10 protein-coding genes are annotated in these 13,720 nt (G+C 64.2%); 6 read left to right on the top strand and 4 right to left on the bottom strand.

Translation table 11 applies throughout. The annotated features are described in order from the left end of the window. Positions 1 to 39: 39 nt before the first annotated feature. Positions 40 to 1,287, bottom strand: a complete 1,248-nt coding sequence (locus tag MTX23_RS12015; RefSeq protein WP_280976847.1) for an ABC transporter substrate-binding protein — start codon at positions 1,285 to 1,287, stop codon at positions 40 to 42. 210 nt (positions 1,288 to 1,497) lie between these two features. Between MTX23_RS12015 and MTX23_RS12010 the strand changes: the two genes are divergently transcribed. From MTX23_RS12010 to MTX23_RS11995, 4 genes are all read left to right on the top strand, one after another. Continuing rightward, the gene (locus tag MTX23_RS12010; RefSeq protein WP_280976846.1) at positions 1,498 to 1,911 is read left to right on the top strand and encodes a Zn-ribbon domain-containing OB-fold protein; all 414 of its coding nucleotides are present in this window, start codon (positions 1,498 to 1,500) and stop codon (positions 1,909 to 1,911) included. 4 nt (positions 1,912 to 1,915) lie between these two features. Further along, the gene (locus MTX23_RS12005) at positions 1,916 to 3,055 is read left to right on the top strand and encodes a thiolase (protein ID WP_280976845.1); all 1,140 of its coding nucleotides are present in this window, start codon (positions 1,916 to 1,918) and stop codon (positions 3,053 to 3,055) included. A 204-nt stretch (positions 3,056 to 3,259) separates the two neighbouring features. Continuing rightward, the gene (locus MTX23_RS12000; RefSeq protein WP_280976844.1) at positions 3,260 to 4,174 is read left to right on the top strand and encodes an SDR family oxidoreductase; all 915 of its coding nucleotides are present in this window, start codon (positions 3,260 to 3,262) and stop codon (positions 4,172 to 4,174) included. Positions 4,175 to 4,330: 156 nt separating this feature from the next. Beyond that, positions 4,331 to 5,443 carry an SMP-30/gluconolactonase/LRE family protein gene (locus MTX23_RS11995; RefSeq protein ID WP_280976843.1) on the top strand — a complete coding sequence of 371 codons (1,113 nt, stop codon included), beginning with the start codon at positions 4,331 to 4,333 and terminating at the stop codon, positions 5,441 to 5,443. A gap of 57 nt (positions 5,444 to 5,500) precedes the next feature. On the opposite strand, the gene ppc is transcribed toward MTX23_RS11995, so the two are convergent. The 3 genes from ppc to MTX23_RS11980 form a co-directional block, all read right to left on the bottom strand. Then, entirely contained in the window at positions 5,501 to 8,308 is a 2,808-nt protein-coding gene (ppc, locus tag MTX23_RS11990) for a phosphoenolpyruvate carboxylase (protein WP_280976842.1), read from the bottom strand. Positions 8,309 to 8,482: 174 nt separating this feature from the next. Then, positions 8,483 to 10,030 (bottom strand): acyl-CoA synthetase, encoded by a 1,548-nt coding sequence (locus MTX23_RS11985; RefSeq protein WP_280976841.1) that lies wholly within the window; start codon positions 10,028 to 10,030, stop codon positions 8,483 to 8,485. Between the two features lie 138 nt (positions 10,031 to 10,168). Continuing rightward, entirely contained in the window at positions 10,169 to 10,981 is an 813-nt protein-coding gene (locus tag MTX23_RS11980) for a crotonase/enoyl-CoA hydratase family protein (RefSeq protein ID WP_280978054.1), read from the bottom strand. Between the two features lie 100 nt (positions 10,982 to 11,081). Between MTX23_RS11980 and MTX23_RS11975 the strand changes: the two genes are divergently transcribed. Continuing rightward, positions 11,082 to 11,957, top strand: a complete 876-nt coding sequence (locus MTX23_RS11975) for an SDR family oxidoreductase (RefSeq protein ID WP_280976840.1) — start codon at positions 11,082 to 11,084, stop codon at positions 11,955 to 11,957. Positions 11,958 to 12,122: 165 nt separating this feature from the next. Beyond that, positions 12,123 to 13,703 carry a fatty acid--CoA ligase gene (locus MTX23_RS11970; protein WP_280976839.1) on the top strand — a complete coding sequence of 527 codons (1,581 nt, stop codon included), beginning with the start codon at positions 12,123 to 12,125 and terminating at the stop codon, positions 13,701 to 13,703. The last annotated feature ends 17 nt before the right edge of the window (positions 13,704 to 13,720 follow it).

Below are 13,720 nucleotides of genomic sequence, written 5' to 3'. Positions count from 1 at the left end.
GCCCGCCCCCGATGACCTCGATTGACGCCGATGACTGCATTATGGCGCCGGATAGACCGGCTTGCCGGTCGCGGTCTCGTGCGGATAGATCGAGACGAACTTGATGTGATCGTGCTCGTCGACCGTGAGCTGGCCGAGCGGCGTCAATTCGCCGACCTGCCCGCCCGTATCATCCAGCGCGAAGGTGCCGTCGAGCGTCTTGAGCTTGCCGTTGAGCGAGAACACCGCGCGGCGCAGCTCCATCTGGTCGAGGCTGGTCGCCTCCGACAGCGTCTTCTCGATCACCAGCGCCGTGGTGTAGCCGGCCACCGCATTGAAGCCGAACTCCATCTTGCCGTCGCTGTACTTCTTCTCCCAGGCGGCGCGGAAATCCTTCATGTTCATCCCGAAATTGACGGGATAATCCAGCTCGGACGGCGGCACATAGGTCCAGATGTGCTCGAGCCCCTTGGCGCCAACATTCTTTTCGAGCAGCTCGGTCTCGAGGCCGGCATAGATCGAGAAAAGCATCTTGAACTTGATGCCGACGTCCTGGACGTTGCGCAGGAAGGCGATGTCGTTCGGCGCGTAGCCGAAATGGATCACCGCGTCGGGATTGGCGTTGTTGATGTTGTTGATGATGACGTTGTAGTTCGTGGTCTCGGTCGGTACGCCCTGGTCGTAGACGATCTCGATCGGCGCGCCCGAATCCTTGACGAACTTGCGGAAGGCGTTGGCCTGCGTTCCCGTGAACTCGTTGGTCGCGTAGAGGATCGCGATCTTCTTGATGCCGAGACCCGGACCGTCATGGCTGATGAAGTCCGCCACCGGCTTCGGCCAGATGGTCGACACCGGGTCGGCCATCAGCGCGATATACGGGTTGTCTTTGGAGAAGAAGCTCGCGCCGGTGCCCGTCTGATCGAACAGGAACATCTTGTGGTCGCGCGCGATCGCAACCGCCGGCGCCGTCAGCACCGATCCGGAATCCGCCACCAGCAGATCGACCTTATCCTGGGTGATGAGCTGGTTATAAAGAGTCGCGGCGGTCGCGGTGTTGCTCTGGTCGTCGTAGGAGACGAGCTTGATCGGAATCTTCTTGTCGAAGGCCTTCACAAAGACGCCGCCATCGGCGTTCTTCTGTTCGACCCAGAATTTCAGCGAGCTGTAGACCGGCATCGAGATCGAGGCGTAGCGCCCCGAGGACGCATAGAGCGTGCCGATCTTGATCTCGGACGGCGCATCTGCCGCCATGGCCTGCGTGGCAATTGCGAGGCTGGCAGCGAGTGCCGCGCCGGTCATCCTCAGCATGATCTTATTCCTCCCGGATGCTTGGTACCGGCGCCCTTCTACGCGCGAGACCGGAGGGACACAAGCAGGCCGGCCTTATCAATTGTGCGAGGGACGGAATATGCGGCATGCGCGTGGCACAGGCGGCTGCGCGCTGCACGTATAGACCGTTGACGGGCCTTGGTCCGATGTCGCATCAAGATTGGAACGATTTCGGGAGGATTTTCAGACATGGCCGAACCCGCGCGCGCGAAACCAAAACCGACACCGGAGACCCAGCACTTCTGGGACGGCACGAAGGCGGGCGAATTGCTCCTGCAACGTTGCGATGCCTGCGCCAATGTCTACTTTCCGCCGCGGCCGTTCTGTCCCTCCTGCGCCTCGCGCAAGGTCTCGGTCTTCAAGGCCAGCGGCAAGGGCAAGCTCTACAGCTATGTCATCAATCATCGCCCCGCCGCGCCCGGCTTCACACCGCCTTATGCGATCGCGGTAGTCGAGCTCGACGAAGGCCCGCGCATGATGAGCAACATCATCGATTGTCCGCAGACGCCGGAGGCGCTCGAACTCGACATGCTGCTCGAGGTCGCGTTCCAGCAGCTCGACGACAAGATCACCCTTCCCGTTTTCCGTCCGGCAAAGGGGTAACGCGATGCGCAGGAACCAGGTTGCCGTCGTCGGTGCGGCTGAAACCACCGAGCTTGGCGTGATCCCGAACGTGTCGCAGATCCAGCTCCACGCGGATGCGGCGCTGAACGCGATCGCGGATGCGGGGCTGAAACTGTCCGACATCGACGGCTTCGCCACCGCGGTCGAGACGCCGCAGCAGATCGCCCACTATCTCGGCATCACGCCGACCTGGGTCGACGGTACGTCGGTCGGCGGCTGCTCCTTCATGCTGCATGTCCGCCATGCGGCCGCGGCGATCGAGGCCGGCCTCTGCAAGACCGTGCTGATCACCCATGCCGAGAGCGGCAAGTCGATGATCGGCAAGCAGCCGCGCTTCACGCCGCCCGACAGCCTCAACGGCCAGTTCGAGGCGCCGTTCGGCGTCTACGGTCCACCGAGCATGTTCCCGATTCCGGTGCTGCGCTTCATGAAGACCCACGGCATCACCCATGAACAGCTCGCCATGGTCGCGGTCGTACAACGCGAATGGGCGGCGAAGAACCCGCGCGCGACCATGAAGGACCCGATCACGGTTGCCGACGTGCTGAATTCGCGGATGATCGCCTATCCGTTCCGCCTGCTGCAGTGCTGCCTCGTCACCGACGGCGGCGGTGCGCTGATCCTGACCTCGGCCGACCGCGCCAAGGATTTCCCGAAGAAGCCGGTCTACATCCTCGGCACCGGCGAGAGCGTGGAAACGCCGATGGTCAGCCAGATGAAGACGTTCGACTCCTCGCGCGCCTTCAAGGTGGCCGGCCCCCTGGCCTTCAAGGAAGCCGGCATCACGCACAAGGACGTCGATCACCTGATGATCTACGACGCCTTCGCGCACCTGCCGCTCTACGGCCTCGGCGACCTCGGCTTCATGCCCTATGAGGAAACCGGCAAGTTCATTGCCGACGGCAACACCCGCCCCGGCGGCAAGCTGCCGCTCAACACCAATGGTGGCGGCTTAAGCTACATGCACTCCGGCATGTACGGCATGTATGCGCTGCAGGAGAGCGTGCGGCAGATGCGCGGCATCGCGCCGGCGCAGGTCCCGAATGCGAAGATCTCGGTCTGTCACGGCGTCGGCGGCATGTTCGCGGCATCGGGCACGATCATCTTCACGAACGAGAAGTGAGTCATCTGTGAGAGACACACTGCTCCTTTCCCTCCCTCTCCCCGCCCTACGCGGGGAGAGGGAGGGGGTGAGGGGCTCTCTCGACAAGGACAGACTCGCGGAGAAGCCCCCTTCACCCGGATCGCTCGCTTGCGCGTGCGATCCGACCTCTCCCCGCAAGCGGGGCGAGGTAAGCGCGCACGGTCACTCAATCAGGAGAACCACATGGCAAAATCACTGCAGGATAAAGTCATCATCGTCACCGGCGCGGGCCGCGGCATCGGCCGCGAGATCGCGCTGCTCTGCGCGGCCGAAGGCGCGAAGGTCGTCGTCAACGATCCCGGCGGCGCCGCCGACGGCGCCGGCTCGAGCGCGGCGCCCGCCGAGGAGGTGGTCGAGGAGATCAAGAAGCGTGGCGGCACCGCCGTCGCGAACTTCGAGTCGGTGGCGGAAGCAATTCCCGCCAGCAAGATCGTGAAGACCGCGACCGATCATTTCGGCCGGCTCGACGGCGTGGTCAACAATGCCGGCATCCTGCGCGACATGATCTTCCACAAGATGAGCGTGGAAGCCTTCGAGGCGGTCATCAAGGTGCATTTGATGGGCTCGTTCTACGTCTCTCACGCTGCGGCGCGCATTTACCGCGAGCAGGAGAGCGGCTCCTTCGTGCACTTCACCTCGACCTCGGGCCTGATCGGCAATTACGGCCAGGCCAACTACGCCGCCGCCAAGCTCGGCATCGTCGGTCTGTCGAAGTCGATCGCACTCGACATGGGCCGCTTCAACGTGCGCTCGAACTGCGTATCGCCGTTCGCCTGGACCCGCATGATCGGCACCATCCCGACCGAAACCGACGCCGAGAAGGCGCGTGTCGAGAAGATCAAGCAGATGGGGCCGGAGAAGATCGCGCCGGTATGCGCCTACCTGCTCTCGGACGCCGCCAAGGACGTCACCGGGCAGATCTTCGGCGTGCGCATGAACGAGATCTTCCTGATGGGCCAGTCGCGCCCGATCCGCTCGGTGCATCGCGGCGAAGGCTGGACGCCGGAGACGATCGCCGAGCACGGCATGCCGGCGCTGAAGGGATCGTTCTACAAGCTCGACCGCTCGGCCGACGTCTTCACCTGGGATCCGATCTGACAATTTTATGAAACGTCGTCTCGGCGCACTCCGTGCGCAATCGCGCACGACGCCGGGACGACACACTCTTTAGTTGCTTCATGGCAACTTGCCCGCTTTGTGCCAGATTGCGGGCGCATGAACGGCCTCCCCATAACAAAAGCCTGGGAGGACTTCATGACTAATCCAATCCAAACATCTGACCATCAGGGCGACGGCGCGAAGGCATTCGACCGTCGGACAATCTTGCGCGGTGCAACCGCGCTGGCCGCGACCGCGATGGCCGCGTCCGATGCGGCTGCGCGCGACTACGGCCGCAATGCAGAACCGCAGCGCTATCCCGACCCCGATATCGTCGTGATCGACGACAAGCGCTTCAAGGCCAAGGTCGGCAACACCGCGATCAAGCGGCTCTACACCGGATGTCTCTGGGCGGAGGGTCCGGCGTGGAATGCGCAGGGCCAGTATCTGGTGTGGAGCGACATCCCGGCCAATCGGCAGTTGCGCTACCTCGACGATGACGGCCACATTTCCGAGCAGTTCCACAAGCCGTCGAACGAAGCCAACGGCTCGACCTTCGATTTCGAGGGCCGGCAGATCACGGCCGAACGCACGCGGCTGGTCCGCTACGAGCACGACGGGACCATCACGTCACTGGCAGAACAGGCCAATGGCAAGCAGCTCAACGGACCGAACGACATGGTCGTGCATCCCAACGACAAGTCGATCTGGTTCACCGATCCCGGCTACGGCGCGATCTCGATCTATGAGGGTCAGCGCGCCAACACCGGCTCGAACCAGCCCTACCAGAAGGAAGCGGTCTATCGGATCGACGCATCGACCGGACAGATCACCAAGGTCGCCGACGAGCCGTTCAAGCCGAACGGCATCGCCTTCAGCCACGACTACAAGAAGGTCTATGTCTGCGACACCGGCATCACGCATTATCCGAACGCAAAGAACATCGTCTGGCAGTACGACCTCAACGGCGACAAGCTCTCCAACCCGCGCACGCTGATCGACATGACGCTGGACGGCAAGTCAGGCTTCCCGGACGGCATGCGCGTCGACATCGACGGCAACATCTGGGTCGGCGCCGGCTGGGTCGGCCCCGGCTATGACGGGGTGCAGGTGTTCGCGCCCGACGGCCAACGCATTGGCCAGATCCTGCTACCGGAGACCTGCGCCAACCTCACCTTCGGCGGCAAGAAGCGCAACCGCCTGTTCATGACCGCGAGCCAATCGCTCTACGCCGTCTATGTGGAGACCAGAGGCGCGCATAATTGCTAGTGTTGTCATCGTCCCGGCCTAGTGTGCAATTGCGCACTAGGCCGGGACGACGTGTGATTATCCGCTGTTTCTAAGCCCCGCCGAAATCCCGTTGATCGTGATCTGAATCCCGCGCAGCACCTGCTCGTCCGGGTTCTGCGCGCGATGCTCCTTCAACAGTTCCACCTGCACATGGTTGAGCGGGTCGAGATAGGGGAAGCGGTTGCGGATCGAGCGCTCCAGCAGCGGATTGCCTTGCAGCAGGCGATCCTGGCCCATGATGTCGAGCAGCGTCTCGATCGAGAGATGCCATTCCCTGCGGATGCGGCCGAAGATCTCCTCGCGCAGCGCGACGTCGGAAACCAGTTCTGCATAGCGCGAGGCGATCGCAATCGAGCTTTTCGCCAGCACCATGTCCATGTTGGAGAGCAGCGTGCGGAAGAACGGCCATTCCTTGTAGAGCTCCTGCAGGAAGGACATGCCCTGCTCCGGATGGTCGGCGATCCATGTCTCCACCGCGCTGCCAAAGCCGTACCAGCCCGGCAGCATCAGCCGGCACTGCGCCCAGGAGAACACCCAGGGGATGGCGCGAAGATCCTCGATCTCGCGGGTCTTCTTGCGCGACGCCGGGCGGCTGCCGATGTTCAACGTCGCGATCTCGTTGATGACGGTCGAGCCCCAGAAGTAGTCGGCAAAGCCCTCGGTCTCGTAGACGAGGCCGCGATAGGCCTTGAAGGCGAGCGCCGAGATCTGCTCCATCGCCTGCAGATATTCGGGCCGCGGTGCGCTCTTCCGCGGCTGCAACAGACTGGTCTCGAGCGTCGCGGCGGCGAGGATCTCGAGATTGCTGCGGCCAACCTCGGCATTGGAATATTTCGAGGAGATGATCTCGCCCTGCTCGGTGATGCGGATCTGGCCGTTCACCGCGCCGCCGGGCTGCGCGATGATCGCGTCATAGCTCGGGCCGCCGCCGCGTCCGACCGAGCCGCCGCGGCCGTGGAACAGGCGCAAACGCACGCCGTGGCGCTCGAACACCTCGACGAGGCCGATCTCGGCCTTGTAGAGCTCCCAGCCCGAGGTGACGAAGCCGCCGTCCTTGTTGCTGTCGGAGTAGCCGAGCATAACTTCCTGCACGCTGCCGAGGCTGTCGACCAGCTTGCGGTAGTCGTGCAGCGCCAGCATGCGGTCCATGATGCCGCTGGAAGCCTGCAAGTCCTCGATCGTCTCGAACAGCGGCACGATATTGATCGCGCTGCGGCCGGATGGATTGACCAGCCCGACCTCCTTCAAGAGCACCGCGACCTCGAGCATGTCGGACACGCCCTTGCACATCGAGATGATGCATTGGGAGATCACCTCGGAGCCGAATTTGGCGTGCGCCTCGGCCGCTGCGCGGAACACTGCGAGCTCACCCTGGGTCTCCTCCGAATACTTCACGAAGGGTGAAGCGAGCGGCCGCGCGTTGCGCAACTCATTGACCAGCAGGCTGACACGGGCGTCCTCGCCGAGCGCCAGATAGGACATGCCGGCATTTGCGGTATCGAGCAGCTCAGCAATGGTGCGCTCGTGCACCGCCGAATTTTGGCGGATGTCGAGCCGCGCGAGGTGGAAGCCGAAGCAGTCAACCGCGCGCCGCAGCCGCCGCAATCGGCCGCGGGCGATCACGCCGGAGTTGTTCGCGATCAGCGAGCGGTTCAGCACATCGAGATCGGCCTGGAATTCCTTGACGCTCGCATACGGCTCGGCCTTGCCGACCGGCGGCCGCCTGGTCTCGACCTCGAGCCGGGCGGCGGTCGCGGCGAGCCTGGCATAGATGCCCGACACCGCGAGACGGTAAGGCTCGCCGCTCCGGTGCGGCGAGGTGTCGGGCGAACGCTCGGCGAGCGTGCGCAGCTCGTCCGAGACATCAGCGAGATGCGCCGCCAGCGACAGCTCGGCACCGAGAGCGTGCAGCTCCTCGAGGTAGAAGCTGAGTGCGCAGCTCGACTGCAGCCGCAGCGTGCCGCGCATCACTTCCGCGGTGACGAAGGGATTGCCGTCGCGGTCGCCGCCGATCCAGCTTCCGATCTTGAGGAACGAGGCGAGATCGCCAGCCTCGCCGCCCTCCTTGTTCAGGCGATCCTCCAGCGCGCAGTGCAGCCGCGGGACTTCCTGCAGGAAGGTGTAGTCGTAGAAGGACAGGCCGTTGGCGACCTCGTCGAGCACGGTCAGCTTGGTCCGGCGCAGGAGATTGGTCTGCCACAGCGTCACCACCGCGCGGCGGAGCTGCTCGTCGGCGGCCTCGCTCTCGTCCGGCGTCATCTTCAGCCGCTCGCGGCGGTCGAGCAGGTTCGCGATCTCCATCTCGCGGTTCATGGTGCTCTTGCGGCGGACCTCGGTCGGATGCGCGGTCAGCACCGGGCTGACCAGGGCGCCTTTGAAGAAGCTGCGGAGATCGGCCGGGCTGATGCCGGCGTCCCTGGCGTGCTTGAACGTTTGCTCCAGAAGGCTCCGCCGTGGCGCCCCGCCCGGGCCGCCACTGCGCATCTGGCGGATGTTGTTCTGGTCCTCGGCGATGTTGGCCAGATGGGAGAAGTAGCTGAAGGCGCGGACGATCCGCAGCGTCTCGGCGATCGACATGCCGTCGAGAATGGTTTCCAGCTCACGCCGCGCCAGCTTGTCCTCGTCGCGGTGGAACCGGACCGAGGTCTGGCGGATGCGCTCGACCAGTTCGAACACGTCGGCGCCTTCCTGGTCCCGCACGGTATCGCCGAGGACGCGGCCCAGCAGGCGGATGTCGTTGCGGAGCCGCGCATCCTCCTCCTGAGCCGTTTTCTCAAAGAGGCTCGCTTCCTCGGCGCGCTTGGCGCGGACTTCGCTCTCGGAAGGCATGGTCTGGGGAGGCATGGCTGGCTACTCCAGAAGCGGCCCGGCAATACCTCGGAGTGTGCAACTTTTTTACCGCAGCGCAAGATGAACTTGCGCGGTGCACACACCGAGGCGAGCTGAGGCGTCCGGCCCAGTTCCGATCTCGCCCCGAGGAGCGGCCGCAAGGCCGCATCTCGCCACGAGGGGCGAGAGCTAGATCCTCCTCCCCGCCTGTTCCCAATACGGGTCGCGCAGGCGGCGCTTGAAGATTTTGCCGGAGTCCTCGCGTGGCAGGTTGGTCTGGATCTCGACGTGCTTGGGCACCTTGTAATCGGCAAGCGAGGTCTTGAGCTCTGCGCGGATCGCGGCCGTGTCGAGCGTCACGCCGGGTTGCGGCTCGATCACGGCCATCAGAGCCTCACCGAACTCTGCGTCGGGAATGCCGAACACCGCGCAATCGTGCACGCCGGGAACCGCATGCAGCACCGCCTCGATCTCGGCCGGATAGATGTTGACGCCACCCGAGATCACCATGTCGCGCTTGCGATCGCAGATGAAGACGTAGCCGTCCTCGTCGATATAGCCGACGTCGCCGGAGGTGATGAATCCCTCGCGGTCGATCTCGGTGCGCTTCTCGGGCTTGTTGTGATAGGTGAAGTCGGGATTGCCGGCGATCCGTGAATAGATCTCGCCGATCTGCCCTTGCGGCACCTCCTTGCCGTCATCGCCGATGAAGCGCAGCTCGGCGCCGGGCGAGATCTTGCCGACCGTGCCGGGCTTTTTCAGCGCATCCTCGGAATTGGCGAAGGTGACCGCGCCGGATTCCGTCGAGCCGTAGAATTCGTAGATCACCGGTCCCCACCACTCGATCATCGCGCGCTTGACGTCGGGCGGACACGGCGCGGCGGCGTGGATGATGTGGCGCAGCGACGACATGTCGTACTTCCTGCGCACCTCCTCCGGCAGCTTCATCAGGCGGATGAACATGGTCGGCACCATGAAGATGGTGTCGATCTTCTCGCGCTCGATTAGCCGCAGAAATTCTTCCGCGTCGAACCGCGGCATCAGCACCAGCACGCCGCCGAGCCGCCCGGAGCGCAGCCCGAAGGAATTCGGCGCGGAATGATAGAGCGGACCCGGCAGGATCGCCCGCGCGCCCGGCTTCAGGCCATAGATCATCGCCCGCATCGCTTCGGCATTTGCTGTCTGCGCCGGCGTCGGCGCAAAGCGGCGCACGCCCTTGGGATGGCCCGTGGTGCCGGAGGTGTAGATCATGTTCTGCGGCTGCGGCACCGCCGGCCCCTCGTAGCGCGGGTGCTGCACCAGCCAGGACTCGAAATCGATCGCGAAATCCGGCGTTGCGAGATGATAGGGATCGATCTTGTAGTTCGCCAATATCTCCGGCGGCGTCGGCACGCTGAGCACGGTGACACCTGATGGAATGGCGCCGCGCAGCGCATGCAGCATATCGGCATGGGCGATCAGGACGCGCGTGCCGGAATCGGTCAACACATAGTTGATCTCCTCCGGCTTGAAGTGCCAGTTGATCGGCACGCCATAGGCACCGAGCCGCATCGCCGCATAGGCGGCCTCGATGAAGGCGATGTCATTGCGCATCAGCATGCAGACGCTGTCGCCCGGCCTGACGCCGAGCCTGTGCAAGCCGCTCGCGATGCGGTCGACGCGCTCGGCGATTGCGGCGTGATCACGCTTGCGCTCGCCGCTGATGATGCCGTGGAAGAGTTGGGACGTTTCGCTCATTCTTTCTTCTTTTTGGTCAACTCGAATAGCTACCCTCATGGTGAGGTGGCGCATCGCGCCGTCTCGAACCATGAGGCCCGTGGCCCATTCCTCGAGACGCCGCTTGCGCGGCTCCTCTGGATGAGGTCGGAAGCTGGCTCACGCATCCGCAAAGCGCGGCGCGCGCTTCTCGAGATTCGCGCGCACGGCTTCGGTCTGGTTCGGGCTGCCAAGCAGCTTCTGCTGCTCGACGGACTCCGCAAGCAGCGCCGCAGCCGGATCGACGGAGAGATTGTTCAGCATCCGCTTTGCCGCGCGGATCGCATCCGGGCTCTTGTCGGCGATCTCGCGCGCAACCTCGAGCGCCGCGGCGCGGGGATCGTCGCATACGCGGGTGGCGAGGCCGTAGCTCTGGGCCTCCTGTGCCGAGAAGATGCGCCCGGTGTAGGTGAGTTCGCGCAGGATGTCGTCACGCACCAGGCTCGCAAGGATCGGCGTGCCCGCCATGTCGGGCACCAGGCCCCATTTGATCTCCATGATCGACATCCGCGCGTCCGGCGAGAGGAAGCGCATGTCGGCGCCGAGCGCGAGCTGGAAGCCGCCGCCGAAGGCGACGCCGTGGACCGCGGCGATCACGGGCACCGGAAGCTGGCGCCAGCCCCAGACCGCCTGCTGCGGGAAGTTGGCCTTGCCATGGGTGCGAACGGTAAGGTCCCGCTTTTCACCGCCCGGCACCCCGTTACCGCCCTTCTCCTTCATCGCGGCGAAGCGGCCCATGTCGAGGCCGGCGCAGAAGGCCCGGCCCTCGCCGGACAACACCACCACGCGCAGGCCTTTTTCCTTGGAAAGTCGGTCGGTTGCGGCCACCAGCGCCTCGAACATCGCGGCATCGAGCGCGTTCATTTTGTCCGCCCGCACCAGACGGACATCGGCGATACCGTCCGAAATCGATATCGAAACGCGATCTTCCATTGAAATCTCCTCCGCTTTCCTCGTTGGCGCTTTACAGAAAGGCTGTTGTTCGGTTTTAGTCAATCGACCAATTAACTGACAACCCCCGTGGGTGGAAACGATGTTTAGCGATCAGCTTCTCGCCGGGCGGCGCATCCTGGTAACCGGAGGCGGCACCGGCCTCGGCAAGTCCATGGCCTCGCGGTTCCTGCAGCTCGGGGCCGAGGTCCACATCTGCGGACGCCGCAAGAGCGTCTGCGACGAGACCGCCACCGAGCTGATGGGCGAATATGGCGGACGCGTCGTCAGCCACGGCGTCGACATCCGCAACGCGCAGGCCGTCGACGAGATGATCGAGGCGATCTGGACCACCAGCGGGCCACTCACTGATCTCATCAACAACGCCGCCGGCAATTTCATCTCGCGCTCTGAAGAGCTGTCGCCGCGCGGCTTCGATGCCGTCGCCAACATCGTGATGCACGGCACCTTCTACGTGACGCACGCCGTGGGCCGGCGCTGGATCGCCGGCAAGCACCGCGGCAACGTGGTGTCGATCACGGTGACCTGGGTGCGCAATGGCTCGCCTTACGTGGTGCCGTCGGCGATGAGCAAGTCGGCGATCCACGCCATGACGATGTCGCTCGCGGTCGAGTGGGGCAAATACGGCATCCGCCTCAACACCATCGCGCCCGGTGAAATCCCGACCGAGGGCATGAGCAAGCGCATCAAGCCGGGCGACGAGGCCGGCGCGCGGACCAAGGCGATGAATCCGATGGGCCGCGTCGGCAACATGGAGGAATTGCAGAACCTCGCAGTGTTCCTGATCTCCGGCGGCTGCGACTGGATCAATGGCGAGACCATCGCCATGGACGGCGCACAGGCGCTCGCGATGGGCGGCAACTTCTACCAGCTTCGCGACTGGAGCGACGACGACTGGACCAAGGCGCGCGAGTCGATCAAGGCGCAGAACGAGAAGGATCGCGCAGCGCGGGGCTAATCTCGTCCCTGTGGTTCGGGACGGCATCCGCCTCGACCTCTCGTGTCTTCCCGGTGCAGGCCGGGACGACGACGTTGAAACATCGCGGCCCCCTCTCCCGTATTGTCTTTGCTGTCGGATGCCGCCACACTCCGCGCAAGCAAAACAAAACACCACGGGAGAAACATGTCCGCTGCACAGCCACTGGCGAACCTTGCCGACATGGTGCGCGACCGCGCCAAAAGCCGCGGCGATGCGCTGGCCTATGAGTTCGAGGGACGCCAGACCACCTTCGCCGAATTCGACATCAAGACCAACCGCGTCGCCAATGCGTTGATCGCGATGGGCGTGAAGAAAGGCGAGCGCATCGCCTATCTCGGCAAGAACAGCGACTTCTATTTCGAGCTCTTGATGGGCGCGATGAAGGCCGGCGTGGTGATGGCGCCGGTGAACTGGCGGCTTGCAGGCCCCGAGGTCGCCTTTATCGTCGACGACTGCAAGGCGCCGGTGCTGTTCACCGGTCCCGAATTCATCACGCAGGTGCGCAATATCAGAGACATGCTGCCGAACGTGCGCACGATCATCACGACCGAAGGCGGCGCCCCGGAATGGCCCGATTATCTCGCCTGGCGCGACGCGCAGAGCAGCGACGATCCACGCGTGCCGATCGCGCCGAAGGACATCGCGATCCAGCTCTACACCTCGGGCACGACGGGCAAGCCGAAGGGCGCGATGTTGTCGCACGCCAACTTCCTCAACCTGGTGCAGTCCGGCAACGAGGCCGACAAGCCGGACTGGAACAAATGGACCACCGACGACGTCTCGCTGGTCGCGATGCCGATCTTCCACATCGGCGGCTCCGGCTGGGGCGTGATGGGCCTCTATCACGGCGCCCGCGGCGTGATCGCCCGCGAGTTCGATCCGACCAAGGTGCTCGACTTCTTCGAGCAGTCCGGCATCACCAAGCTCTTCATGGTGCCGGCCGCGATGCAGTTCGTGGTGCGGCAGCCGCGGGCGCGGCAGGTCGATTTCTCCCGCCTGAAATACATGCTCTATGGCGCCTCCCCGATTCCCGCAACGCTGCTGAAGGAATGCATCGAGGTCTTCAAATGCGGCTTCGTGCAGATGTACGGCATGACCGAGACCACCGGCACCATCGTCGCGCTGCCGCCCGAGGATCATGTCGAAGGGCTCGACCGCATGCGTTCCGCGGGCAAGGCCCTGCCCGGCGTCGAGCTTGCGATCCTTGACGCCGAAGGCAACCGCCTGCCGCCCGGCGAAGTCGGCGAGATCGCAACCCGCTCCGGCTCCAACATGGCCGGCTACTGGAATCTGCCTGAGGCGACGGCGAAGACCATCGACAAGGACGGCTGGCTGCGCACCGGCGATGCCGGCTACATGGACAAGGACGGCTATCTCTACATCCACGACCGCATCAAGGACATGATCATCTCCGGCGGTGAGAACATCTATCCGGCCGAAGTCGAGAGCGCGCTCTGCGATCACCCCGACATCGCGGAAGCCGCGGTGATCGGCATCCCCGACGAGAAATGGGGCGAGGCGGTGAAGGCGGTGGTGGTGATGAAGCCGGGCAAGACGGCGACGGCGACCGACATCATCAACTTCACGCGCGAGCGCATCGCCGGCTACAAGACGCCGAAGTCGGTCGACTTCATCGCGGCGCTGCCGCGCAACCCGTCGGGCAAGATCTTGCGCCGGAACTTGCGTGATCCGTACTGGGCGGGGAAGGACCGTCAGGTGAATTAGTCACCGTTGAGCCGGCG

The organism is Bradyrhizobium sp. ISRA436 (genome assembly GCF_029910015.1).
Lineage (GTDB): Bacteria > Pseudomonadota > Alphaproteobacteria > Rhizobiales > Xanthobacteraceae > Bradyrhizobium.
This window is presented reverse-complemented; position numbering and strand designations above follow the sequence as displayed.